Here is a 23,825-nt window from a genome sequence, read left to right as displayed (position 1 = left end):
AACAGGGAGCATGTCATGAATTTCCACGAGGTAAGGTTTCCCGCCAGTTTGAGCTTTGGCTCGGTCGGCGGTCCCGAACGGCGCACGGACATCGTGACGTTGGCCAACGGGTTCGAAGAACGCAACACCCCTTGGGCTCATTCCCGTCGCCGTTATGATGCGGGGCTGGGAATGCGATCATTGGACGATATCGAAACGCTGATTTCGTTCTTCGAGGCGCGGCAGGGGCAGATGTTCGGCTTCCGGTGGAAGGATTGGTCGGATTTCAAGTCCGGCAAGGTCACGCTGGATGTCGATTTTTCGGATCAGGTGATCGCCCAGGGCGATGGCGTCACCACCGAGTTCCAACTGATCAAAACCTACAGCTCGGGCGGGGTCAGCTATGCGCGCCCCATTGTCAAACCAGTTCTGGGCACCGTGCGTTTGGGGGTGGATCAGGATGAAATCCGCGAGGGCGTGGATTTCGATGTGGATCTGGCGACCGGCAAGATCACTTTTGCGGATCCACCTCCGGAAGAAGTTGATATCACCGCCGGGTTTGAATTTGACGTGCCGGTTCGGTTTGACACCGACAAAATCCAGACCAGCGTTGCCAGTTTTCAGGCCGGCGATGTTCCAAATGTTCCTGTGGTCGAGGTGCGTGTCTGATGGTCGGGGATATTCAGGGCCTGCATGCGCATTTGCAAAGTGGGATGACAACAGTGTGCCGGTGCTGGGCGATAAAACGCTTGGATGGGCAAGAATACGGTTTCACCGATCATGACATGGAGCTGGTGTTTGAAGGATTGACCTTCAAAGCCAGTTCAGGGCTGACCGCGACGGCCATTGAACAGGCCACAGGCCTTTCAATTGACAATACCGAAGCCATGGGTGCGCTGTCGGATGCTTCTATTCGAGAAGAGGATATCGACGCCGGGCGTTTCGACGGGGCCGAGGTTCGGGCCTGGTTGGTAAATTGGGCCAATCTGGAACAGCGTGTATTGCAGTTCCGAGGCTCTATGGGCGAACTGCGGCGCGCGGGTGGCGCGTTTCATGCTGAATTGCGCGGACTGACTGATTTGCTGAACCGGCCTTTGGGACGGATTTACCAGAAGCCCTGCACGGCTGTTCTGGGGGATCAGAATTGCCGGTTCAACATGGACTCGCCCGGGTACTGGATTGATGGCGCAGTCATCGGCTTTGATGGCGGAACTGTATTGTTGGTGAACGGCGGAGAAACCATCGCAAACGGTTGGTTCGACCGCGGCCGGGTCGATGTGGTGTCGGGTCCTGCAAAAGGGCTGTGGGCCTCGATCAAGCGAGACCGGCAAACAGGACGCGGGCGCGAGATCACGCTGTGGTCAGGGTTTGGCGAAAACCTGGTCGCGGGCGACTTGGTCCGACTGCGGGCAGGGTGTGACAAACGCATGAAGACCTGTCGGTCGAAATTCAACAACATTCTGAACTTTCAAGGTTTCCCGGATCTTCCTGGGGAGCATTGGGTGATGGCTGTTCCCAAGAAAGGCAAAGCCAACAACGGAGGAAGCCTACGGTGACACTCAAGAAACAGGACATTGTCGCTGAGGCACGCAGCTGGGTTGGAACGCCATATGTCCATCAGGCTTCAACCAAAGGAGCAGGTACGGATTGCCTGGGTTTGCTGCGTGGTGTGTGGCGTGCCCTGATCGGGCAAGAGCCCGAAGCCGTTCCGATCTACAGCCTGGATTGGTCCGAGCCGCAAGGGGAAGAACGCATGTGGGCGGCCGCGCAGCGGCATCTGGTCGAAAAACCGGTCTCCCGGTTCGCACCCGGAGATGTGCTGTTTTTTCGGATGCGCGAGGGTAGCGTGGCCAAGCATCTGGGCATTGTCAGCGCGACGCAGCCCACCCCGCGTTTCATTCACGCGTATTCCCGTCGCGGTGTTGTCGAGAACGCTCTGAGCGTCCCGTGGCAGCGCCGGGTCGTTTCCTGTTTTGAATTTCCGTTGGAGGAGCTCTGATGGCTACCATTCTTCTTTCTGCAGCCGGCGCCGCACTGGGCGGTTCGATCGGTGGTACGATTGCTGGCTTGTCGACGGCCATCATTGGGCGGGCCGTGGGCGCCACGATCGGACGGGTGATTGACCAGCGTTTCTTCAGCCAATCTGTCATGGGAAGCGGCAGCGAAGTTGTCGAAACCGGGCGGATGGACCGCTTTAGGCTCACTGAAACGGGCGAGGGCGCACCGGTCAGCACGGTGTTCGGGCGCATGCGCGTAGGCGGTCAGGTTATCTGGGCCTCGGATTTCCTGGAAACGCAAACATCGACGACCGAGGGGGGCGGTGGCGGTGGTAAAGGAACGCCCAGCACACCCGAAGTCACAACCATCTCATACAGCTACTCGGTTTCGTTGGCTATCGCGGTCAGCGCGGGCGAAATTGCGGATGTGGGACGTGTGTGGGCGGATGGTGAAGAACAAGAACGATCCGGCCTAAATATGCGGGTCTACCATGGTACGCAAAATCAATTGCCCGACCCGCTGATTGAAGCCATTGAGGGCGCAGGTACTGTACCGGCGTATCGGGGAACGGCCTATGTGGTCATCGAAGATTTCCCGCTTGCCGCCTTTGGTAACCGCGTGCCGCAGTTTTCATTTGAAGTCGTACGGCATGCACAGCGTGACATGCCCGATCATGACAGTGCGGTCTCGCAGCTCGTACGGGGGGTCGCAATGATCCCCGGAACCGGTGAATACACATTGGCGACGTCACAGGTGAACTTTAAGAACAAAGGGAAAAGTTGGGCCACCAACGCGCATTCAGCGTCTGGAATGACCGATTTTCTGGCTTCGACGCGCGCTTTGCGAACTGAACTTCCCAATTGCGATGCCGCATCTTTGGTTGTGTCTTGGTTCGGCGACGATCTGCGGTGCAACGCTTGCCAGATACGTCCCAAGATTGAGCAAAACAGCCTAGATAGCAGAGACATGCCGTGGGCTGTGTCGGACCGGAATCGAGGCAATGCGGGCGTTGTGGCCAAGGAAAATGGCCGCCCGGTCTATGGTGGAACACCCGCGGATGCAGCAGTGGTTGAGGCGATCCGCCATCTGAACAAGACCGGCAAAAGGGTCATGTTCTATCCATTTATTTTGATGGAGCAATTGAAGGATAACGGGTTGCCGGATCCATGGTCTGACGCGACAAACCAGCCACATTTGCCGTGGCGGGGGCGGATCACGCTGGACGTGGCGCCTGGGCGTGCCGGGTCACCGGATCAGACAGCCGCAGCAGATGCTCAGGTGGCTGCGTTCTTTGGAACAGCGCGGGCGCAGGACTTTACGATCAACCCCGAAGCACTTGACCCGGACAATGACTCTGATCGCGACACACTTACGCCGCCATTGCTTGGAGGGCGTGCGGATGATCAAGGGCGAGGAGAGCTGATTTGGTTCGGCGAAAACGGTTTGTTAGCGGGGCTTGGCGTTGGCGAAGAACCTATTATTGCAAAGGAAATCATCTCGTATTCAGGCCCACAGGAATGGAGCCTGCGCCGCTTCATTCTGCACTATGCCATGTTGTGCAAAGCCGCGGGTGGTGTGTCGTCTTTTTGCATATCCTCAGAAATGCGTGGTCTGACGCAAATACGCGGGGCATCTGGCTTTCCCGCCGTTGCGCAACTGCGAGCCCTGGCGGCAGAAGTCCGTCAGATTCTGGGCCCGAATACGAAGATCAGTTATGCAGCGGATTGGTCCGAGTATTTTGGCTATCAGCCTGAAGGCAGTGATGACAGGCATTTTCACCTCGATCCACTGTGGGCAGACGACAACATCGACTTCATAGGCATTGACAATTACATGCCGTTGTCCGATTGGCGCGATGGTGAGAACCATCTGGACGCCCAGGCCGGTGCCCCGTCTATCTACGACCTGGATTATTTGCGCAGCAACATCGAGGGCGGGGAAGGGTATGACTGGTATTACGCCTCGCCCGAAGAGGCCAATGCACAGATCAGAACTCCCATCGAAGACGCAGCGCATGGCGAGGCATGGGTGTGGCGTTACAAGGATCTGCGCAACTGGTGGTCGAACCCCCATCACGAGAGGATCGATGGGGTGCGCCAACCCAACCCAACGGATTGGGTGCCGGGTTCAAAGCCGATCTGGTTCACCGAACTAGGCTGTGCAGCAATTGACAAAGGTACCAACCAGCCCAACAAGTTCCTGGACCCTAAGTCTTCGGAATCGCTGTTGCCTGCGTATTCGAACGGATTGCGGGATGATTTCATTCAGGCGCAATACCTGACGGCGACTCTTGGGTATTGGAACGATCCCGCAGTCAATCCTGTGTCACATATCTATGGCTCTCGGATGCTGGACTTGGCGAACGCTTACGTCTGGGCCTGGGACACTCGTCCATTTCCTACGTTCCCCAATCTGCAAAGACAGTGGGATGATGGTAAGAACTATGCCCGTGGGCATTGGCTGAACGGGCGGTCCGGATCGCGCACGCTTGCATCTGTCGTGACCGAAATATGCCATGGGGCAGGTGTGACGGATATTGACGTCTCGCGGCTTTATGGCGTGGTTCGGGGATATGTCATCGAAGATGTGACCAATGCGCGATCTGCGTTGCAGCCTTTGATGCTGCGGTATGGTTTCGACGCGATCGAACGGGACGGTCAATTACGGTTCCAGATGCGCGACGGCTACGGTGCGGTCACGCTGGACTCCGATCATCTGGCTGTAAGCAGCGATCTGGAGGGTACGCTGGAACACAGGCGCGAGGCCGAAGCCGAAATGACCGGGCGGGTTCGTCTGCGATTTGTGCAGTCAGATTCCGACCATGAACTGGTTGCCGAAGAAGCCGTGCTGCCCGAAGATAAAACCCATGCTGTGTCCGTGAACGAAATGCCCTTGTCGATGACACGCACGGAAGGCCGTCAGACAGCCGAAAGATGGCTCAGCGAAGCTCGGGTTGCGCGTGATACTCTCAGGTTTGCATTGCCACCTTCGCAATTGCATCTGGGGGCGGGGGACCTGGTTCGGTTATCGGATGCTGAAAACAGCCCTATCTATCGCATCGACCGTCTGGAAACATCTGACTTGCAATTGGCCGAGGCGGTCCGGGTTGAACAAGGCGTCTATAAAGCGTCGGAATTGAAAGATGACAGGCCGACAGTCAAACCCTATGCCGCGCCAACGCCTGTATTGCCGATCTTTCTGGATCTGCCGTTGATCACCGGGGCGGAAACGCCGCATGCTCCGTATCTTGCCGTGTCGGGCGATCCTTGGCCTGGTGCCGCTGTTGTTTACTCTTCGTCCAGTGACGAATCGTACACTTTAAGCGACATCATCCAAAGGCAGGCAGTTGTTGGCACCACGGAAACACCACTGCACCGCGCCAAAACGGGGGTTTGGGACGAAGGCCCCGCGCTGCGGGTCAAGCTTGTCTCGGGTCAATTGGAATCGCGTACGCGCGGATCGGTTCTGAATGGCGTTAACCTGGCGGCCATCGGTGATGGGTCGCCCGGTAATTGGGAGGTATTCCAGTTCTCTGACGCGACCCTGGAAGCGCCCGGTGTTTATGCCCTGAGCGGCCGTCTCAGGGGGCAACTGGGTACGGATGCGCTGATGCCGGATGTCTGGCCGGATGGGTCCGTGTTTGTGTTGTTGAACACGCAGATCCAACAGATCAACTTGCGACGCAATGAACGTCGAATGGCCAAGCACTATAGGATCGGCCCGGCAAACCGACGCTATGATGACCCGTCTTTCCAACATCTGATCGCCTCGTTTGATGGTAACGGACTGCGCCCTTACGCTCCGGCGCACTTGAGTGTGCAATCCAGCTTATCCGGTGATGCATTTAGCTGGATACGGCGCGCGCGTCTTGACGCTGACGATTGGTCGGGATTTGAGATTCCATTGGGCGAGGAAAGCGAATCTTACCTTGTGCGCATCCGTGCCAATGGCACCTTGATGCGCGAAGAACTCATCGCCGAGCCGTACTGGACTTATTCTGCGTCCATGAAGGCGGCGGATGGGGTCACTGGCGCGTACGAGCTTAATGTGGCGCAGGTGTCGGCGATCTATGGCCCCGGTTTGTCGTCGCGTTTGACAGTGGGGCTGGTGATCTGATGCGCCCAGTCCTGCACGGAGATGTCAGCGCAGCGGCGCGCGCGTTGCTGACCGTGCCGCAAGCGGAACGGACCCGTCTATGTGTTCGGATGATCCATGAGGCGGAACTGGCCGACGAGCATCTTAAAAACACCGGGCGGCTTCATCCCATTCACGGCAACGGCTCTCTCATGGCCGTTGCTCGCAACAGAGCCCTGGCAGATGAGCCAGGGTTCGACAACTTGCAATATTGCCAGTGTTTTGAAACGGTTTTGCACCATCTGTCCAGATTTCTGATCACCCGGCAGCGCAGCTAACGCATTTGCTGGCAGCCAAGTCCAAAGACAACCGCCCATCCGGGATACGATCGCCGCAATCTTCGCAATACCCGTACTCTTCCTCCTCAATCCGTACCAAAGCGGCTTGAAGCCGGCTCTTTTCAATGTCGCGGTTGGCCTGCTGTGCTTTTGCCATCGCCTGGTTTTGCAAGGCGTCCATTCGGCTCAGCCGCCCAATAGCCTGCTGATCCAATTCGACCACCGCCTGCGCCTTTAGGGCTGACGCAGAAAGCTGCTCAAGCTCGGCCAGCCGCTCGCGAATTTTTGTTTCGAAATATGTGCTTTCGGACTCATTCATTTTTGTTGCGCAGCAGATCATGGGTTTGCGTTTGGTCTTTTTGCCACTAAATGGCATTCTAGGCGCAGCAAAGGATCAAAAGCCATGTTTGAAAAGCGCAGCCATGTGACGCCGGTCGATCCGGTGTGGAACCGCATCACATCCGAGGCCCATGCGGCCGTTGAACAAGAGCCACTTATGGGCGGCCTTGTGCACGCTTGTATCCTGCATCACCGCAGTCTTGAGCGCGCGCTTTCCTATAGGATTTCGGCCAAGCTGTGTTCTAACGAAATGTCGATGATGGTCCTGCGCGAGATTGTCGATGAGGCTTACGGTGATGATCCCAATGTGATCGAAGCGGCGCGGGCCGATTTAATGGCTGTTTACGAACGTGATCCAGCATGCCACCGCCTTTTGCAGCCAATCCTGTATTTCAAAGGCTACCAGGCCATGCAGGCTTATCGCGTCGCGCATTGGCTGTGGAACAAAGGTCGCTATGATCTGGCCTACTTCTTCCAGATGCGCTCGTCCGAGATTTTCGGAATCGACATTCACCCAGCCGCAAAAATCGGAAAGGGTATCATGATCGACCACGCGCATTCGATTGTGATTGGTGAGACTGCTGTTGTGGGTGACAATGTTTCAATGCTGCACTCTGTAACGCTGGGTGGGACCGGCAAGGAAGAGGAACAGCGTCACCCCAAGATCGGTAACGGTGTTCTTATTGGAGCCGGGGCAAAAGTGCTGGGCAACATCGAAGTGGGCCATTGCAGCCGCATCGCCGCCGGTTCGGTGGTATTGCAACCCGTGCCAGCGTGCAAAACTGTTGCAGGTATCCCGGCGAAGATCGTGGGCGAGGCGGGATGTGACCAACCCGCAATTTCGATGGATCATATGCTGGGCAAAGACCAGTAGGTAAAAATCACTTCAAGCGGTTGGTGCGTTTTTCCAACCGCTTGCGCTTGCGTTCCTCTCGTTTTTGCTGACGCAATTCTTTGCGCCGCTTTTGTTCAGCTTTCTGCTCGGCAATCGCCGCAGGATCGTTGGAATTGAATTTCGAGTGCTCACCCGGATAACTGTTCGGTTTCGCAATCGCCTCGTCTGATGCCGTTCCGGTCAGAAAGGTCAAAATTATCAGGCTTTGAACAAGGTTCTTGCGGGTCACAGCGCACTCTCCTTCTGTTTCTACCTTAGAGAAGAAGGTGGGATGGCAGGCTGCTTTAGGCAATTGATGCGCCGATCACGTGGGCTCAATTCGGCGCCAATAGATAGGATGCCCCCGCCCAGCAAGAGCTTGGGCGGGGGCATGTTTCTGCACCTCAGGCCAGCATGACCATCGGGTTTTCCAGATTGTCGACGATGGCCTTGAGAAGTTCCGCCCCCAACGCCCCGTCGATGACGCGATGATCCACAGACATTGTGACAGACATCACGGTTGCCACGGTCAATTCGCCATCATCTCCGACAACAGGCTTTTTCACACCGGTCCCTACAGCAAGAATTCCGGCATGCGGCGGGTTCACAATGGCGTCGAAGTTATCGATGCCGAACATGCCTAGGTTCGAGATGGCAAAGGTGCCGCCCTGGTATTCATGCGGGGCCAATTTGCGCTCACGGGCGCGGCCTGCAAGGTCTTTCATCTCGGTAGACAGGGCGGACAGCGACTTCATGTCAGCATCTTGCAGAACCGGGGTGAACAAGCCGCCTTCGATCGCAACAGCAACAGCCACGTCCGAAGGTTTCAATTGCAGCACCCGGTCGCCCGCCCAAACTGCGTTGCAGGCTGGAACCTGTTGCAGCGCGTTTGCGACGGCCTTGATGATGAAATCATTGACGCTCAGCTTCACGCCACGGCCTTCCAACTGCTTGTTCAGTTGGCTGCGGAACTTGAGCAGCGCATCCAGTTTGATGTCGCGACGCAGGTAGAAATGCGGGATGGTCTGCTTGGCTTCGCCCAAACGCGCGGCAATGGTCTTGCGCATACCGTCTAGCTGAATTTCTTCGTACTCGCGACCTTCGTACATGCGTGCGACCATATCTGCCGAGGGGCCGGCAGGTGCCGCAGCAGGAGCCGAAGCAGCCGCAGTTGGGGCCGGTGCCGCAGCAGTCGTAGCAGCGGTCGCCGTGGTGCTTTCAACATCTGCCTTGACGATGCGGCCATGCGGCCCCGAGCCGCTGATCTGCGAAAGATCCAGACCTTTTTGTGCCGCGATCCGACGGGCCAGAGGTGACGCAAAGATGCGACCGCCATCTGCCGTGACCGAAGCCGCTGGGGCAGGTGCAGGCGCCTCAGTTGTCGCTGCCGTAGAAGCCTCTGTGCCCGCAGCGACCGCTGGTGCAGCCACAAGCGCTGCGGCAGGCGTTGCAGCGATGTCATCCGCGCTTTCGCCGTCTTCCAGCAGAACCGCGATGGCGGTGTTTACCTTGACCCCTTCAGACCCCTCGGGGATCAGGATCTTGCCGATGGTGCCTTCGTCAACGGCTTCGAACTCCATCGTGGCCTTGTCGGTTTCGATCTCGGCCAGCAGGTCGCCGGACGAAACTGCGTCGCCCTCTTTGACGAGCCATTTTGCAAGCGTGCCTTCCTCCATAGTTGGGGATAGGGCGGGCATCAGAATTTCGGTGGGCATGTCTTCATGTCCTCTTACTTCGAAAATGAGTATATCAGCGTTGCGATGTCGATCAGGAGAATGGCCGCGCAGAAGGTGACGAACACCCCCACGACCACAGAGCGCGCCTTCGAGACGCGTGGATGGTTCTTTTCGAGCCACTCGGTGAACAGACCAAGCGCTGCGGCGTCGCTGTGTTCAATGGTTGCCAGATAGTCCATACCCAGTTGCAGGCGCTGTTGCTCGAGTACGATGTAAATGACCGAGGCATAAGACACGACACAGGCAACAGACAGCATGGCTCGGATCGGCCAAGCGCTGGTCAGGTTGCCCTCGACCGATAGCAGATCGAAAGAGATCTGGTCGAGGGCCTCAAGATTGAACGCAATACTGACAAAGGAAACCACCAGGAACGCCGCACAGACATAAAGCAGGTTGCGGTTGTTATCCTTGCGCGCGGAGACGAGGCTTTCAAACAGCCAGTCCACGCCCGCAGGATTATGTACGTTCCCGGGGGTCATCGCCTATCGGTAGGTCACTTGTTTGACGGCGGCGATCACCTCATCGGTGGTGATCAGCGCTAGCTTTTCCAAGTTCGCGGCATAGGGCATTGGCACATCCTTGCCGGTGCAGTTGATGACCGGGGCGTCGAGATAGTCGAACGCTTCCTGCATCACCACCGAGCTGATGTAGCTGCCAACGGAACCCTGCGGCCAGCCTTCTTCCACGGTTACCAGACGGTTGGTTTTCATAACCGAGTTGATGATCGCGCCGGTATCCATCGGGCGGATGGTGCGCAGGTCGATCACTTCGGCGCTGATGCCTTCTTCGGCCAGCTTGTCGGCGGCTTCAAGCGCGTATTGCATGCCGATACCGAAGCTGACGATGGTCACGTCGGACCCTTCGCGCCAAATGCGCGCCTTGCCCAGCGGGATGGCCAGGTCATCCACTTGCGGTACTTCAAAAGAGCGCCCGTAGAGGATTTCGTTTTCCAGGAAAACTACGGGGTTGGGATCACGGATTGCCGACTTTAGAAGACCTTTGGCATCCGCGGCCGAATAGGGCATTACAACTTTCAGTCCAGGTACCTGCATGTACCAGGCAGCGTAATCCTGAGAATGCTGGGCAGCCACGCGCGCAGCAGCACCGTTGGGGCCACGGAATACGATTGGGCACCCCATCTGGCCGCCTGACATGTAAAGCGTCTTGGCGGCAGAGTTGATGATCTGGTCAATCGCCTGCATGGCGAAGTTGAAGGTCATGAACTCGACAATCGGTTTCAGACCACCGAACGCCGAACCAACAGCGATACCTGCAAACCCATGTTCGGTGATCGGGGTGTCGATCACGCGTTTGCTGCCGAACTCGTCCAGCAGACCTTGGCTGATCTTATACGCTCCCTGATATTCGGCGACTTCTTCACCCATCAGGTAGACGTCTTCGTCGCTGCGCATTTCCTCGGCCATCGCGTCGCGCAGTGCCTCGCGGACGGTTTCGGATTTCATTTGGGCATCCGCAGGCCAGTCAGGCGACAGATCGACCACCGGTGCGGCAGGTGCAGCAGCGGGGGCAGGGGCCGCTGCGGGGCTAGCCTCGGCTGCCGCTTCTGCTGCAGGAGCCGCTGCGGGCAGGGCAGAGGCGTCTTCGCCGTCTTCCACCAAAACTGCGATAGGGGTGTTCACCTTGACCCCTTCGGTCCCTTCAGCGATCAGGATTTTTCCAACGATCCCTTCATCGACCGCTTCGAATTCCATCGTCGCCTTGTCGGTTTCGATCTCGGCCATAATATCGCCCGAAGATACAGTGTCGCCTTCCTTAACCAGCCACTTGGCCAGCGTGCCCTCTTCCATTGTGGGCGAAAGGGCGGGCATGAGAATTTCGGTTGCCATGTCTTATTCGTCCTCTCAGGCGTAAATGTCGGTCCAGAGCTCTTCGACGGAAGGCTCGGGGCTTTCTTTCGAGAATTCGGCGGCTTGATTGACGATCTCTTTGATCTCTTTATCGATCGCCTTCAGATCATCCTCGGTTGCGTGTTTGCCGGTCAGCAGCAGCTCGCGCACATGTTCGATCGGATCGCTCTGCTCGCGGACCTTCTGAACCTCTTCGCGGGTGCGGTACTTGGCCGGATCAGACATCGAGTGGCCGCGATACCGGTAGGTTTTGACCTCAAGAATGTAAGGGCCTTTGCCCGCACGGCAGTGGGCAACAGCTTTTTCACCTGCGGCCTTAACCGCCAACACATCCATACCGTTGACGATCTCGCCGGGGATGCCAAACGCTTCGCCGCGCACGTAGATGTCCGGCGACGATGTCGAGCGCGCCTGCGCTGTACCCATGGCGTATTGGTTGTTTTCGATCACAAAGACCACAGGAAGATCCCAGAGAGCGGCCATGTTGAACGTCTCATAGACTTGCCCCTGGTTGGCCGCGCCATCACCGAAATAGGTGAATGTCACGCCACCGTTCTCTTTGTATTTGTCAGCAAAGGCCAGACCTGCACCCAGCGGAACTTGTGCGCCAACGATGCCGTGGCCGCCATAGAAATGCTTCTCTTTCGAGAACATGTGCATCGAGCCGCCCTTGCCTTTGGAAAGGCCGCCTTCGCGCCCGGTCAGTTCGGCCATAACGCCGCCCGGATCCATACCGCAGGCCAACATGTGGCCGTGATCGCGATACGAGGTGATGCGTTTGTCCCCTTCCTGAGCTGCCACTTCGAGGCCGACAACAACGGCTTCCTGTCCGATATAAAGGTGGCAGAAGCCGCCAATCAGACCCATACCATAAAGCTGGCCTGCTTTTTCCTCGAATCGGCGGATCAAAAGCATCTCGCGGTAGTAGGTCTTGAGTTCTTCCGCAGAAACGTTTGGTTTCTTTGTGGTTTTTCGCGCAGCCATTGTGGCGATCTCCCCCTTTCGGACAGATAGTTTAGCGTTAAACTATCTCATAAAGCATTTGATGCTATCTGGCGAGGGTAAATGTGACGCAGCGTCGGATTGCGCTGAGCCACGCTTGTCGAAGCAGGGTAAAATTTTGGATGTGCCAGATTTTTCGACGAAAAATCCAAATCAGGTCAGCGAATGACAATCTCGTCTGCGCGGATCATACCCAGAACCGAACGTGCCTGTTGGTCCAGAAGATCTAGATCAAGGTAGGTATCGGACAGCCTTAGGGTCAGGTTTTCCATCTCGGTGATCTCGGCGTTCAGGTTCGCCAAGTCGCGCGACAGAGCGTCCCGTTCCGCTGCAATCTCGACCCGCCGAAACAGGCCATAGTCTCCTTGCACGGCAGCGAAGGTGAAGTAGACACCCAGCATGAAAGCCACCGAGAAGAAAGCAACTGCGCCCAAACCGGGCCGATGGGAACGGGACACTCTGTTTACCGCCGTATGAAAACTTGCCTCAATAACGGGTCCTTTTTGGACCTCTTTCAGCACTATGTCACAGGTGATTCGGCTTGTGAATCCCCTGACGCGGAAAAATCAGGGGATGAGTCAGAATGTCTCGGCACGCGCAGTAAAACCTTACTGCTCCAACGCTGCAACGCCAGGAAGGGTCTTACCTTCCATCCACTCCAAAAACGCGCCACCCGCGGTGGAAATGTATGAGAAATCATGCGCTGCACCCGATGCGTTCAGGGCTGCAACAGTGTCGCCGCCGCCTGCGACCGAAACCAATTGTCCCGAACGCGTCAAGGCGGCTGCCTTCAGAGCCGCTGCATTGGTGGCTGCATCGAAAGGTTCCAGCTCGAACGCGCCCAGCGGGCCGTTCCAGATCAGGGTTTGGCTTTTTGAAAAGATGTCTGTGATGACAGCAACACTTTCGGGGCCTGCGTCCAGGATCATGCCGTCTTCGGGGCATTGATCTGTGGGCAGCGTTTGATGTGTTGCATGGGCTTCAAACTTCTGTGCGACCACGATGTCCTTTGGCAGAACGATAGTGCAACCGGAGTTTTCGGCTTTGGCCAGAATCTCAGCTGCGGTCCTCTGCATGTCGCGCTCCGCCAATGATTTTCCGACGTTGATCCCTTGGGCAACCAGAAACGTGTTGGCCATTCCGCCACCGATAACCAGATAGTCCACCTTGTTGATAAGGTTGCCAAGCAGCTCCAGCTTGGTCGAAACTTTGGCGCCCCCGACAACTGCCGTTACAGGCCGTTTCGGAGCGCCCAAAGAGCCTTCCAGTGCCTCAAGTTCGGCCTGCATTAGACGGCCTGCACATGCAGGCAGAAGCCGCGCCAGTGCTTCGGTTGAACTGTGGGCCCGGTGTGCGGCCGAGAACGCGTCATTGCAATAGACATCACCAAGCTTGGCCATGCCTGCGGCCAGATCGGCGTCGTTCTTGGTCTCGGCAGCGTGAAAACGGGTGTTTTCCAGCAGCAATACCTGACCTGGTTGAAGCGCTTCGGTCGCCAACTCCGCCTCGGTTCCGACGCAATCAGCGGCAAACAAGACCGGCGCGCCGAACGCGCTTTCCAGTGTTGGCACCAACTGCTTGAGCGAAAGATTCTCGCGTCGCTCGCCGCCCGGACGTCCAAAATGCGCCAGCAAGATCGGCTTTCCGCCCGCAGCAAGGATGTGGCGCACTGTGGGCACGATCCGTTCAATACGCGTTGCGTCGGTGACAGTGCCGTCCACGACCGGTACGTTAATGTCCACACGCACCAAGACGCGTTTGCCACCCAAGTCCATATCGTCCAGTGTTTTCCAGCTCATCTTGCGATCCTCGTCATTGGCAACCGATTTAGGCGGTTCTTTTCCTGCATTTTACCCTCAGGTCAATGCGTCACTTGGCATTCACGCGCGTGCGGCATAGGTATTTGCGCAAGACAAACGACAGGAGGGCCACATGGCCGAGATCAAAGATCCCGAAAACACAATCATCATCGAGCTGAAGGGCGGCAATGTCGTCATCGAGCTGCTGCCGGATGTAGCACCGTTGCACAGCGCGCGGATGAAGGAACTGGCCCGTGGCGGAGAATATGACAACGTGGCCTTTCACCGTGTAATCGACGGCTTCATGGCGCAAACCGGTGACGTTCAGCACGGCGATATGGAAGACGGCTTCAACCTGCGCATGGCGGGCACCGGCGGGTCCTCGTTGCCGAACGTTCCGGCAGAATTTTCCAAACTGCCGCATGATCGGGGCACGCTGGGCGCGGCCCGGTCGCAAAATCCGGATTCGGCCAACTCGCAGTTCTTCATCAACTTCAAGGACAACCACTTCCTGAACGGTCAGTATACCGTCTATGGTCGCGTGATCGATGGCATGGAGCATGTGGATGCGATCGTTCGGGGCGAGCCGCCTGCGAACCCGGATCGCATGATCAGCGTCAAGGTGGCCGCCGATGCATAAGCTGGCTGCAGCCTTTGCACTTCTGGCCAGTCCCGCGTTGGCCAGCGGTTTGCAGATCGACGTCGAAGGGGAGGGAGCCAACGGCACCATCTCGATCGACCTGTTCGAGGATGTCGCACCCAAGCATGTGGAACAGATCACCGCCTTGGCCGCCGACGGTCAGTATGATGGCGTCGTGTTTCACCGCGTGATTGACGGCTTTATGGCGCAAACTGGCGATGTGGAATATGGTAACTCCGGCGCGGCCGGTTTCGACATGCGCAATGCAGGACGTGGCGGATCTGACCGTCCTGACCTGCCGGCTGAGTTTTCCGATGTCACCTTTGACCGGGGCGTGGTCGGCATGGCCCGTTCGAATGACCCGGATTCAGCCAATTCGCAGTTTTTCATCATGTTCGAACCCGGCCCGTTCCTAGACGGGCAGTACACTGTAGTCGGTCAGGTGACTGACGGCATGGATGTGGTGGACGCAATCAAGCGCGGTGCCGGTCAAAACGGTGCGATCATTGGCGCACCGGACGTGATGAAGAAAGTCACAGTCATCGAATGAACGAAAAAGCCCGACGCGCGTTACCGCATCGGGCTTTTCCATATTGTGGGTTGCACGAACCGGAATCAATCGTCGGGTGACATCATCTTCCAGATCACCGCGCCGATCGCTCCACCGATCAATGGGGCCACCCAGAACAGCCAGAGCTGCGCCAAGGCCGGGCCATCCGCGAACAGCGCCACTCCGGTAGACCGCGCCGGATTCACCGATGTGTTGCTGACCGGGATCGACACCAGATGAATCAGCGTCAGCGCCAGACCAATTGCAATCGGCGCGAACCCGGCGGGTGCCTTATCTGACGTTGCACCCAGGATGATGATGATGAAGAAGGCGGTCATCACAATTTCGATCACCAATACGGACATCATCGAATAGCCCTCGGGCGAGGCGTCTCCGTATCCGTTTGATGCAAACCCTCCGACGCCTTCGAAGCCGGGTGCGCCGCTTACGATCAGATACAACACGATGGCAGCTGCAATCGCGCCGATGACCTGAGCGCCCCAATAGGGCAACAGATCTTTGGCCGGAAACCGCCCGCCGATCATCAACCCCAAACTGACGGCCGGGTTGAAATGCCCACCCGAGATGTGACCAACCGTGTAAGCCATAGTCAGAACTGTCAGGCCAAAGGCGAAAGACACGCCAAGCCATCCGATGCCGACATCCGCGACACCGGCTGCTAATACGGCACTGCCGCATCCCCCAAGGACCAGCCAGAATGTGCCGAAGAACTCGGCAAGTAATTTCGATGACATGAAAAATCCTCCGCAATGTTATGAGGTTAAGTGTAATTCAAAAATTAGCTTTTGTTAAATTATGACGAACGGGGAATTTGTCGAATGACCTGTCACCTTGGGTAAAAGCGATCAGCGCCACTGTACGGGGTCCAGATGAAACAGTTTTGACAGCTGTTCATAGACCTCCGGATCAGAGTTTCGCAGCGCCCTGGGCCGTTCAAAAAACACTTCAACCGAAACGGCGAAAAACTCTTCGTGCCCTTCCGCACCGTAGGGATCAATCACAGTTGCGCGCCCCATTTCAACGGCCTGTACATGGGCGTCGTAAGCCGTCAGAAACGCGGCCTCCCACTCGGAAAAGCTCTGGTTGGCGCTGAGAACGGGCACACCATTGGCCGAGCCTGTCAGATCGTCGATCTGATGTGCGAACTCGTGGAAGACAACATTTTGCCCGTCGTGGTCGTTCATCGCGCCGCGCCGGCTGTGCGCCCATGACAGGATCACCGGGCCGCGATTCCAGCTTTCTCCGGTGCGTACAATTTCCTTTTCGGTGACAACATAACCGCTGTGGCGGCTCTGTCTGGATTTGAAGGCGCTGGGATAGATCAGGATGGTGGTGAGGTTGTCGTACCAAAGCTCGGTGTTCACAACCAACAGACAGGCTTGCGCGGCGATAGACATTTGCATGTCTTTGGTAACGTCCAGACCGTCGCAGCCGATGAACTCAACCTGATCGAGAAACAGGTTGATCTTACCTTCCAGCTTAGCGCGCAAGCCTTGCGGCAATTTCCGCAGGATCGGGACCTGAGCGTCGATAAGGTGCCGTTCCTGATCCGTCAACGGCGCGGCCAACAGGGCCCGGCGCGCCTGTTGTTTTGACCAAAAGTAATAGGCCGCACCACAAGCAATCAGCGCAACAAGTGTCAGGAATATCAACATGACCCGACCCTAACGCGATCCCCGCACGATCAAAACCCGTTTCCCGAACTGAACAATGCCCCAAAAGAAAAGACGCCGCGGGTTTCCCAGCGGCGTCTCGGGTTTGACCAGAAAGGTCGCGTTATTGTTTGACGTCAGCCGCTGGGTTCGATCCCGATTTGCTACTGCGGCCAGGGTTCAGCGGGTCGTCCTGACGCTGCACTGAACCTTCAAAATGCGCGCCGCTTTCGATGGCGATGGTTTTGTGGATGATGTCGCCTTCAACACGCGCAGTCGAAGTCAGGCGCACCTTCAGGCCACGCACACGGCCCACGATACGACCGTTGATCACCACGTCATCTGCGGTGACTTCACCCTTGATTGTTGCCGATTCACCAATGGTCAGCAGGTGAGCACGAATATCGCCCTCCACGGTGCCTTCCACCTGAATGTCACCGGAGGTCTTGATGTTGCCGGTGATGTGCAGATCCGAGGACAGAACCGACGCCGGCGGCTTTGGCTTGGGCGCAGTGGCAGGTTTCGTCTCGGTCGGTGCAGGGGCCGCTGGGGTCGCCGGAGCGGCAGGTTTGGCCGCCTCAGGTGCCTTGGATGCGGGCTCGTTGATTTTGCTTTTAGAAAACATTTCTCGCAGCCTTGATGTAAGTCATTGGGTTCACGGGCTTTCCGTTCACGCGCACCTCATAGTGCAAATGCGTGCCGGTGGACCGTCCGGTGCTACCCATATCAGCAATATGATCCCCGCGCGAGACCCTTTGGCCAACCTTCACGTTGATCTTGGTGTTATGAGCGTAAAGTGTCTCAATTCCGAACGCGTGCTTGATTTTAACAAGCCGTCCGAAACCCGACTGCCAGCCTGCATGAGTGACCACACCATCCGCAGTTGCAAAGATGTCAGTGCCGTGCGCACCAGCAAAGTCCGCGCCATTATGCATACGGCGACCACCGGTTTTGGGGTCGCGACGTGTGCCAAATCCGCTGGTATAGCGCACAGCACTGTTGACCGGGCTGGCGAAGGGGGCCTTTTCCGCAGCAATCCGGTACAGGTTTAGTTGGTCCATCTGCTCAAGTAGAATGTTTGCACGGGCTTCTTCAGCGGACAGCTCGTCCTCCTCACCACGCGTGCTAAGGGATAAAGGGGTCAGCGGACCGCCCATACCGCTATATCCGCGCCGGACCTCTTCGATAATGCGATCGGTCGGCATGCCGGCCTTACGGAACATCTTGTCCAAAGGTTCGACCGAGATCACCATGGCTTCTTCCAACTGGCGGAAAATCTCGTCGCTGCGTTCCTGCATCAGACGGATTTCCAGTTCCAGCTCATCCCGTTGGTCCAAAGCCTGACGCGCGTCCGAGGCGATTTGATCGCGTTCTTCCGCGGTGCGGGAAAGGGCATTTGTCATGAAGGCCATCTGCACCGGGGTGCTCGAGGCCGTCACGTACATGTCGGCATCATTGGTTTCCTGCTTCAGAACAGCCAGCTCCGTGCGGGCTTCTTCCCGTTGCTTCATCGTGCTGCGCAGCGTCGTCTGGATGACCTCGATACCGGTCTCAAGCTCGCGGCGGCGGTTTTCCGACGCCAGCAACTCGGACTGCATTGCGGAAATCTGTTCCAATGCGGCATTAAAGCGATCTTGTGCGGCCAGTGCTTCTTGCGCGCGTGCGTCCCGTTCGGCTGACAGGATATTCAGGCGCTCTTGATATGTCGCCTGATCGCGCTTGGCTTGTTCTCTGAAGTTGCCCGACCCGATGCTGTCCATCAGCAGTATGGCCGTTGCAACCGCTGTCCACCCAACCATCACCGCGACACCGGTGACTGCGATCACCTGCGTTTCCGAACTCAGCCGAATGAACCGCGTGTCCTTGTCAGATTTCAGAAAGACCCGGCGTTCCGGGAAATACCGCTCAAGCAGTGAGTGTAGCTTTATTGCCAGACGTGTTCGCACGCGCCTTACCTCTCGTCCCCAAATTCGGGACCGGTCGTGGTGCAGTAGCCGTCCCTTGGGCCGAGTGCATAAACGGCTCGCTACGATCGGGCAAGTTTGTTGACCTCTTTGCGGCAAACAGCGCAAAAATCCCCCGAAGATCGGCGGGAATTCGCCGAAATTCACATATAAGTGTCAGTTCGTGACTTCACCCGGCGCGGGCAGGTCTTCTGTCAGAGGCCAATAGAAATCGGGGGGCAGGCCAGCTTCGGCCCGCTTCTCCTCGTTAAAGGGCGGTTTCAGGACGCCGTGGAAATACCGCCGGACCAGGGCGTGGAACACGTCCTTCGGGTCGGCGTTTTCCCGACCGCACAGGAAATGAAACCACTTAGAGCCATAGGCGACATGGCCGACTTCTTCCGCATAGATCACCTCCAACGCGGCAATGGCTTGGTCCGCTTTGGCCTTTCGGAAGATTTCGATCATGCCGGGGGTGACATCCAGACCGCGTGCCTCAAGCACCATGGGAACAACAGCCAGCCGTCCCATCAAGTCTTCGGCAGTATCTTCGGCGGCGCGCCACATTCCGGCGTGGGCGGGCAGGGCGCCATAGTGGCTGCCCATCTGCTCTAGGCAGTCGCACACCAGCTCGAAATGCCGCGATTCCTCTTCGGCGCATTTCACCCAGTCATCGTAAAAGCCGATCGGCATCGGCACATGACCAAACCGCGCGATGATGTCCCAGTGCAGATCGACGGCATTCAACTCAATATGCGCCACAGCGTGCAACAGGGCGATACGCCCGGCCTCGGTCCCGGGTTTCCGCTTTGGCACTTCACGAGGCGAAAGAAGCTCGGGCTTGTCCGGGCGGGCGGGGTTCAAGGGGGGCGTTGCCGCGCCAATTTCGATTGGGTCAGCTTCGCCCTTGCGAGCAGCGAACCATGCGGCGGCGTGCGCTTTGGACAGGGCGGTCTTGGCCCGCCCGTCCGCAGTTGTCAGAACCTCTGTCGCCATCTGTGTCAGTGTCTTGGGCACGGGATCACTCCGACTCTGTCGTGTCGAGGCGGGTCATAAACCGGATGGCATGGCAGGTCGAGAGTGCGCTTACAGCGCCTTCACCGCCTCAAGCACCTCGTCCACATGACCGGGCACTTTGACTTTGCGCCAGACCTTAGCAATGCGACCTTCGGCATCTATGACAAAGGTCGAACGTTCGATGCCCATCGACTTGCGCCCATACATGTTCTTTTCCACCCACACGCCATAGTCCTCGCAAACGGTCGAGTTTTCGTCCGATAAAAGCGGTGTGGTCAGACCATGCTTGGCAACAAATTTGTCATGCTTGGCGACACTGTCGCGCGAGATACCGAAAACTTGAGCACCTGCATCCGCAAAGGCCTGAAGCTGTTCTGAAAAACCAATGGATTCCTTTGTACAGCCCGGCGTATCATCACGGGGATAGAAGAACAAAACCACGGTGCCACCGCGCAACGCCGAAAGCGTCACCTCGCCGCCGCCGTCGCGTGGCAGGGTGAAGTCGGGGGCCATGTCTGAAATACCGGGCATTGGAAACTCCGCTAAAGGTTTTTAAAGGCTGCCTGATATCATAGGGCAACACGTGCGGGTTGGAAGGCGTGGACAGTAAATTGAAGCAGCATGACGACGAACAAGACGAACCGGTACAACCGGTGCGTCGACGGTCGCGTCGGAGGGCCGCTGGTCTTTGGGCCATGCGCGGTGCTTTCATGCTGGCGCTTCTTGCGCTGTTCGCCGGTTTCATGGTGGTGGGGCAAAGGATGCACGCGCCTGCCTGGTTGCGGGACAGGGTCGAAACGCGGCTTGAACAGGCGCTGGGTGGTCTGCAAATCCGCTTTGGCGATGTCAGCTTCATCATTCACGAAGGCTGGCGGCCCCGTCTGCGTCTGACCGACGTTGCCATCAGCGACGCGGCGGGCCAGCAGATTGCGCAGGTCTCGGACATGCGTGCCAGCCTTGCCATGCGCCCTTTGTTGCGCGGGCATGTTCGCCCAAAACGCATCATCCTGAGCGGAGCTCAAATCGCCCTGACCCGAGGCATGGATGGGGCGTTGACCCTGACCGTGGGGTCTGGCAGCGCTCCGGTACAAGAGGCACCGAACCTGGCAGAGCTGATCGAGGCGTCCGATCAGGTATTCCTGTCTCCGGCTCTGTCTGCTCTCACCTCGGTCGAGCTTGATGCAATCACGCTGGATTACAGCGATTTGCGGCAGGGTCGGTCCTGGGTGCTGGATGGTGGTCATATTCAGGCCAACCGCAGTGACAACGAAGTACGACTCGCTACCGGGTTTTCGGTTCTTTCGGGGCGGGATTACGTCAGTGCCATCGAGGCCAACTATACCAGCATCCTTGGCACCCCTGCCGCTCAGTTCGGCATCTCGGTCTCGGACCTGCCTGCCGAGGATATCGCCGGTCAAAGCCCTGTTTTGGCGTGGCTGCAGGTCTTGCGGGCCCCCATATCGGGTGCCTTGCGCGGTAGTATCGACGATAGCGGTGCCATCGGAACGGGCTTTGCAACGCTCAACCTTGGGGCAGGGGTCGTGCAGCCCAACCGTGAAACGCGCCCGGTGCCTTTTGAATCTGCCCGCACCTATTTCACCTATGATCCTAAAACGCATGCGCTGGATTTCAACGAAGTGTCAGTGGTATCGGCTTGGGGCGAAGTGCAAGCAGACGGTACGGCGTTCCTGCAGGGGGTGGAAGATGGTGTCCTGGACAGCCTGACCGCGCAATTGCGTTTGTCGGGCCTCAATGTGAACCCCGCCAACCTGTTTCCAGAGCCAATCCAATTGTCCCGCGCCAGCGTGGATTTCAAAATGGTGTTGGACCCTTTCGAGTTGCGTTTGGGACAGGTCACTGTTGAAGACCCAGGTCACATCATACGCGCCTTTGGAGTTCTGAGCGGCCGGCCCGACGGCTGGGCAGTGGAATTGGATGCACATCTGGATCAGATGACCTCGGACAAGGTTCTCAGTTACTGGCCCGAACTTTTGGCACCGAAACCGCGCGAGTGGGTTACCAAGAACCTTTACGAAGGCGTTCTGTCGGACATGGATTTTGCCCTGCGGCTTGAGCCCGGATCCAAGCCCGATATCTATTTGGATTTCGGATTCGAAAAGGCCAAGATTCAGTTCGTCAAAACCCTTCCACCGATCGAGGACGCCCAAGGGCAGGCCAGCCTGATCAATCAACGATTTACTGTCACCGCGCAAAAGGGGGTGGTGATCGCGGACGAAGGTGGTGCAGTGGATGCCGCGGGCACGTCCTTTATCATACCCGATACGGACATAAAGAAATCCGCGCCTGGAATTGCGCGTATACGGGCCAAGGGCAGTGTGACCGCTGCACTGTCGCTGCTGGACCGCCCCCCACTTTCATTGCTGAGCAAAGCAGGATTGCCTGTCGAGCTTGCCAACGGCACCGCTTCGCTGACTGGCACGCTGTCATTGCCGCTGAAAAAGGAGCTGAAGTTTCAGGAAACCGAATTCCATTTCGACGGCAATCTGGCAAACCTTTCCAGCGATCGTCTGGTGCCGGGGTTCACGGTCAGCGCCGCTTTGCTGGATCTGTCCGGCAATCAGTCGGGCGTTCAAATACAAGGGCAAGGGCAATTCGGAGATGTTCCTCTTGAGGCGCTGTGGCGGCAGCCGATTGATGGAAAAACGGCGCAGCGCAGTACGCTAACAGGCCAGATCGAACTGTCCCCGCGCTTGATGGATGAGATCGGGGCCGGGCTACCCCCTGGGATGCTGACCGAGTCGGGTGTTGCGGACATTACCCTGGGTCTTGGAGCAGATACCCCGCCGAAACTGTCCGTTGCGTCGGACCTACAGGGTGTGGCGCTGGCGATCCCGGAACTTGGGTGGCGTAAGGCGGCAACCGCACCGGGCTCACTGACAGCCGAAGCGACATTGGGCAAAGGGTTGAAGGTGGACAGTTTGAACATCGAGGGCGCTGGTCTGCGAACAAGCGCATCGATTACCTTTCGCGAAAACGGAGATTTTGACCGCATACGATTCAGCTCATTCGATCTGGGGAATTGGCTTGCGGTCCCGGCTGAGATGATCGGGCGCGGGGATGCCGTACCAGATATCCGAGTTCTTGGCGGTGTACTGGACATGGGGAAAGCGACGTTCGGCGAAAGCGGCGGCGGCGGGGCAGGTCCGAAGCTGGACGTTGCCTTGGATCGCTTACAAGTGACCGAAGCGGTTGCGCTTACGGGATTTCAGGGAACGTTTCAGACGACTGGTGGCGTAAACGGAGGGTTTACGGCACGGGTGAATGGGGGGGCGGCGGTCTCCGGGCAGGTGACCCCGCGCGGAAACCGCAGTGCCGTGACCCTGACATCGCAGGACGCCGGGGCGGCGTTGCGTTCTGCTGGCGTGCTGACCCAAGCGCGCGAGGGCACATTGAACTTAAGCCTCGAACCGGTGGCAGCACCGGGAAACTATGACGTGGTCCTGAAAATCATCAACACGCGTATCACCGATGCCCCGGCCATGGCGGCCCTCTTGAACGCAATCAGTCTTGTTGGATTGTTGGACGAGATGGCCGGGCAAGGCATTTTCTTCTCGGCGATCGACAGTCGCATGCGGATTACGCCGACGGATATCAAAGTGCTCAGCGGCAGCGCAGTTGGACCATCCATGGGACTTTCGTTTGACGGCACCATCGACACGGTCAACGAGATGCTGAACCTGCGCGGTGCGATTTCGCCAATCTATCTGCTCAACGCCGTGGGCAGCGTTTTCACGCGCAAGGGCGAGGGTGTGTTCGGATTCAACTACACCCTCACCGGGCCGCTGGCTTCTCCGAAAGTTTCGGTGAATCCGCTTTCTGGACTGGCCCCTTTGTTTTTGCGCGATTTGATGCGTCAACCTGCACCAAAGGTATCGGATGGCCCAAACGCGACACCGCAAAAACCAGATGAGCCCAAGCAGACATTCGGGTCACAGCCCAGCGATCGCTGACGACATATGGCCGAATCTTTTGCG

The 23,825-nt window shown here is 57.6% G+C and carries 23 protein-coding genes; 9 read left to right on the top strand and 14 right to left on the bottom strand.

Translation table 11 applies throughout. The annotated features are described in order from the left end of the window. Positions 1-15: 15 nt before the first annotated feature. Genes GS632_RS06730 through GS632_RS06705 form a run of 5 tightly spaced genes read left to right on the top strand, consistent with a single transcriptional unit; the run spans position 16 to position 6,389 of the window. Positions 16-648: a DUF2460 domain-containing protein gene (locus tag GS632_RS06730; protein WP_171721486.1), complete on the top strand. Its 633-nt coding sequence runs from the start codon at positions 16-18 to the stop codon at positions 646-648. Beyond that, the gene (locus GS632_RS06725; protein ID WP_171721485.1) at positions 648-1,535 is read left to right on the top strand and encodes a DUF2163 domain-containing protein; all 888 of its coding nucleotides are present in this window, start codon (positions 648-650) and stop codon (positions 1,533-1,535) included. The genes GS632_RS06730 and GS632_RS06725 overlap by 1 nt, the downstream gene beginning before the upstream one ends. After that, positions 1,532-1,978, top strand: a complete 447-nt coding sequence (locus GS632_RS06720) for an NlpC/P60 family protein (protein ID WP_171721484.1) — start codon at positions 1,532-1,534, stop codon at positions 1,976-1,978. Before GS632_RS06725 ends, GS632_RS06720 begins: the two co-directional genes overlap by 4 nt. Next, a complete protein-coding gene (locus GS632_RS22075; RefSeq protein ID WP_253284435.1) occupies positions 1,978-6,093 on the top strand; it encodes a glycoside hydrolase/phage tail family protein in 4,116 nt (1,371 codons plus the stop codon). The genes GS632_RS06720 and GS632_RS22075 overlap by 1 nt, the downstream gene beginning before the upstream one ends. Continuing rightward, complete coding sequence (locus GS632_RS06705) at positions 6,093-6,389, top strand: hypothetical protein (protein WP_171179643.1); 297 nt, start codon at positions 6,093-6,095, stop codon at positions 6,387-6,389. Before GS632_RS22075 ends, GS632_RS06705 begins: the two co-directional genes overlap by 1 nt. Here GS632_RS06705 and GS632_RS06700 read toward each other — a convergent pair. After that, complete coding sequence (locus GS632_RS06700) at positions 6,370-6,708, bottom strand: TraR/DksA C4-type zinc finger protein (RefSeq protein ID WP_171234501.1); 339 nt, start codon at positions 6,706-6,708, stop codon at positions 6,370-6,372. The two genes, GS632_RS06705 and GS632_RS06700, sit on opposite strands and share 20 nt — an antisense overlap. A gap of 84 nt (positions 6,709-6,792) precedes the next feature. Here GS632_RS06700 and cysE point away from each other — a divergent pair, with 84 nt between their 5' ends. Beyond that, a complete protein-coding gene (gene cysE, locus GS632_RS06695; RefSeq protein ID WP_171179647.1) occupies positions 6,793-7,602 on the top strand; it encodes a serine O-acetyltransferase in 810 nt (269 codons plus the stop codon). Positions 7,603-7,609: 7 nt separating this feature from the next. Here cysE and GS632_RS06690 read toward each other — a convergent pair whose 3' ends face one another. From GS632_RS06690 to pgk, 7 genes are all read right to left on the bottom strand, one after another. Further along, a complete protein-coding gene (locus GS632_RS06690) occupies positions 7,610-7,852 on the bottom strand; it encodes a hypothetical protein (protein ID WP_171237772.1) in 243 nt (80 codons plus the stop codon). A gap of 154 nt (positions 7,853-8,006) precedes the next feature. After that, the gene (locus GS632_RS06685; RefSeq protein ID WP_171721483.1) at positions 8,007-9,317 is read right to left on the bottom strand and encodes a pyruvate dehydrogenase complex dihydrolipoamide acetyltransferase; all 1,311 of its coding nucleotides are present in this window, start codon (positions 9,315-9,317) and stop codon (positions 8,007-8,009) included. Positions 9,318-9,331: 14 nt separating this feature from the next. Continuing rightward, positions 9,332-9,817: a hypothetical protein gene (locus tag GS632_RS06680; RefSeq protein WP_171234497.1), complete on the bottom strand. Its 486-nt coding sequence runs from the start codon at positions 9,815-9,817 to the stop codon at positions 9,332-9,334. A gap of 3 nt (positions 9,818-9,820) precedes the next feature. Then, positions 9,821-11,185 (bottom strand): pyruvate dehydrogenase complex E1 component subunit beta, encoded by a 1,365-nt coding sequence (locus GS632_RS06675; RefSeq protein WP_171721482.1) that lies wholly within the window; start codon positions 11,183-11,185, stop codon positions 9,821-9,823. A 15-nt stretch (positions 11,186-11,200) separates the two neighbouring features. After that, positions 11,201-12,190: a pyruvate dehydrogenase (acetyl-transferring) E1 component subunit alpha gene (gene pdhA / locus GS632_RS06670; protein WP_171721481.1), complete on the bottom strand. Its 990-nt coding sequence runs from the start codon at positions 12,188-12,190 to the stop codon at positions 11,201-11,203. 176 nt (positions 12,191-12,366) lie between these two features. After that, entirely contained in the window at positions 12,367-12,666 is a 300-nt protein-coding gene (locus GS632_RS06665; protein WP_171237769.1) for a septum formation initiator family protein, read from the bottom strand. A 150-nt stretch (positions 12,667-12,816) separates the two neighbouring features. Next, complete coding sequence (gene pgk, locus GS632_RS06660) at positions 12,817-14,007, bottom strand: phosphoglycerate kinase (RefSeq protein ID WP_171721480.1); 1,191 nt, start codon at positions 14,005-14,007, stop codon at positions 12,817-12,819. 133 nt (positions 14,008-14,140) lie between these two features. Here pgk and GS632_RS06655 point away from each other — a divergent pair, with 133 nt between their 5' ends. Together GS632_RS06655 and GS632_RS06650 are read left to right on the top strand one after the other, a co-directional pair. Then, complete coding sequence (locus GS632_RS06655) at positions 14,141-14,647, top strand: peptidylprolyl isomerase (RefSeq protein ID WP_171179664.1); 507 nt, start codon at positions 14,141-14,143, stop codon at positions 14,645-14,647. Then, entirely contained in the window at positions 14,640-15,197 is a 558-nt protein-coding gene (locus GS632_RS06650; protein WP_171179666.1) for a peptidylprolyl isomerase, read from the top strand. Before GS632_RS06655 ends, GS632_RS06650 begins: the two co-directional genes overlap by 8 nt. Positions 15,198-15,262: 65 nt before the next feature. Here GS632_RS06650 and aqpZ read toward each other — a convergent pair whose 3' ends face one another. From aqpZ to GS632_RS06620, 6 genes are all read right to left on the bottom strand, one after another. Beyond that, on the bottom strand, positions 15,263-15,952 hold the full coding sequence (gene aqpZ, locus GS632_RS06645) for an aquaporin Z (protein WP_171237767.1): 690 nt from the start codon (positions 15,950-15,952) through the stop codon (positions 15,263-15,265). 111 nt (positions 15,953-16,063) lie between these two features. Beyond that, the gene (locus GS632_RS06640; protein ID WP_171237766.1) at positions 16,064-16,873 is read right to left on the bottom strand and encodes a zinc-dependent peptidase; all 810 of its coding nucleotides are present in this window, start codon (positions 16,871-16,873) and stop codon (positions 16,064-16,066) included. Positions 16,874-16,994: 121 nt separating this feature from the next. After that, positions 16,995-17,495, bottom strand: a complete 501-nt coding sequence (locus GS632_RS06635; protein WP_171179672.1) for a polymer-forming cytoskeletal protein — start codon at positions 17,493-17,495, stop codon at positions 16,995-16,997. After that, positions 17,485-18,816, bottom strand: a complete 1,332-nt coding sequence (locus GS632_RS06630) for a M23 family metallopeptidase (protein WP_171234489.1) — start codon at positions 18,814-18,816, stop codon at positions 17,485-17,487. Before GS632_RS06630 ends, GS632_RS06635 begins: the two co-directional genes overlap by 11 nt. Positions 18,817-18,990: 174 nt before the next feature. Beyond that, a complete protein-coding gene (locus GS632_RS06625; protein WP_171180055.1) occupies positions 18,991-19,809 on the bottom strand; it encodes a ferritin-like domain-containing protein in 819 nt (272 codons plus the stop codon). A 90-nt stretch (positions 19,810-19,899) separates the two neighbouring features. Continuing rightward, on the bottom strand, positions 19,900-20,361 hold the full coding sequence (locus GS632_RS06620) for a peroxiredoxin (protein ID WP_171237764.1): 462 nt from the start codon (positions 20,359-20,361) through the stop codon (positions 19,900-19,902). A gap of 68 nt (positions 20,362-20,429) precedes the next feature. Here GS632_RS06620 and GS632_RS06615 point away from each other — a divergent pair, with 68 nt between their 5' ends. After that, a complete protein-coding gene (locus tag GS632_RS06615; protein ID WP_371809965.1) occupies positions 20,430-23,801 on the top strand; it encodes a DUF3971 domain-containing protein in 3,372 nt (1,123 codons plus the stop codon). Positions 23,802-23,825 lie beyond the last annotated feature (24 nt).

The sequence above is a fragment of the Ruegeria sp. HKCCD7296 genome (genome assembly GCF_013110775.1).
In the GTDB taxonomy this organism is placed as follows: Bacteria; Pseudomonadota; Alphaproteobacteria; order Rhodobacterales; family Rhodobacteraceae; genus Ruegeria.
The sequence above is the reverse complement of the archived record's forward strand: the minus strand, read 5'-3'. Positions and strand labels throughout refer to the sequence as shown.

What these genes read in the sequence shown, in the direction of transcription:
- GS632_RS06625 (WP_171180055.1), bottom strand. Translation starts at nt 19,809, where the DNA reads ATGGCGACAGAGGTTCTGACAACTGCGGACGGGCGGGCCAAGACCGCC.
- GS632_RS22075 (WP_253284435.1), top strand. Translation starts at nt 1,978, where the DNA reads ATGGCTACCATTCTTCTTTCTGCAGCCGGCGCCGCACTGGGCGGTTCG.
- aqpZ (WP_171237767.1), bottom strand. Translation starts at nt 15,952, where the DNA reads ATGTCATCGAAATTACTTGCCGAGTTCTTCGGCACATTCTGGCTGGTC.
- pdhA (WP_171721481.1), bottom strand. Translation starts at nt 12,190, where the DNA reads ATGGCTGCGCGAAAAACCACAAAGAAACCAAACGTTTCTGCGGAAGAA.
- GS632_RS06650 (WP_171179666.1), top strand. Translation starts at nt 14,640, where the DNA reads ATGCATAAGCTGGCTGCAGCCTTTGCACTTCTGGCCAGTCCCGCGTTG.
- GS632_RS06700 (WP_171234501.1), bottom strand. Translation starts at nt 6,708, where the DNA reads ATGAATGAGTCCGAAAGCACATATTTCGAAACAAAAATTCGCGAGCGG.
- GS632_RS06725 (WP_171721485.1), top strand. Translation starts at nt 648, where the DNA reads ATGGTCGGGGATATTCAGGGCCTGCATGCGCATTTGCAAAGTGGGATG.
- cysE (WP_171179647.1), top strand. Translation starts at nt 6,793, where the DNA reads ATGTTTGAAAAGCGCAGCCATGTGACGCCGGTCGATCCGGTGTGGAAC.
- GS632_RS06640 (WP_171237766.1), bottom strand. Translation starts at nt 16,873, where the DNA reads ATGTTGATATTCCTGACACTTGTTGCGCTGATTGCTTGTGGTGCGGCC.
- GS632_RS06675 (WP_171721482.1), bottom strand. Translation starts at nt 11,185, where the DNA reads ATGGCAACCGAAATTCTCATGCCCGCCCTTTCGCCCACAATGGAAGAG.
- GS632_RS06635 (WP_171179672.1), bottom strand. Translation starts at nt 17,495, where the DNA reads ATGTTTTCTAAAAGCAAAATCAACGAGCCCGCATCCAAGGCACCTGAG.
- GS632_RS06705 (WP_171179643.1), top strand. Translation starts at nt 6,093, where the DNA reads ATGCGCCCAGTCCTGCACGGAGATGTCAGCGCAGCGGCGCGCGCGTTG.
- GS632_RS06620 (WP_171237764.1), bottom strand. Translation starts at nt 20,361, where the DNA reads ATGCCCGGTATTTCAGACATGGCCCCCGACTTCACCCTGCCACGCGAC.
- GS632_RS06655 (WP_171179664.1), top strand. Translation starts at nt 14,141, where the DNA reads ATGGCCGAGATCAAAGATCCCGAAAACACAATCATCATCGAGCTGAAG.
- GS632_RS06730 (WP_171721486.1), top strand. Translation starts at nt 16, where the DNA reads ATGAATTTCCACGAGGTAAGGTTTCCCGCCAGTTTGAGCTTTGGCTCG.
- pgk (WP_171721480.1), bottom strand. Translation starts at nt 14,007, where the DNA reads ATGAGCTGGAAAACACTGGACGATATGGACTTGGGTGGCAAACGCGTC.
- GS632_RS06685 (WP_171721483.1), bottom strand. Translation starts at nt 9,317, where the DNA reads ATGCCCACCGAAATTCTGATGCCCGCCCTATCCCCAACTATGGAGGAA.
- GS632_RS06680 (WP_171234497.1), bottom strand. Translation starts at nt 9,817, where the DNA reads ATGACCCCCGGGAACGTACATAATCCTGCGGGCGTGGACTGGCTGTTT.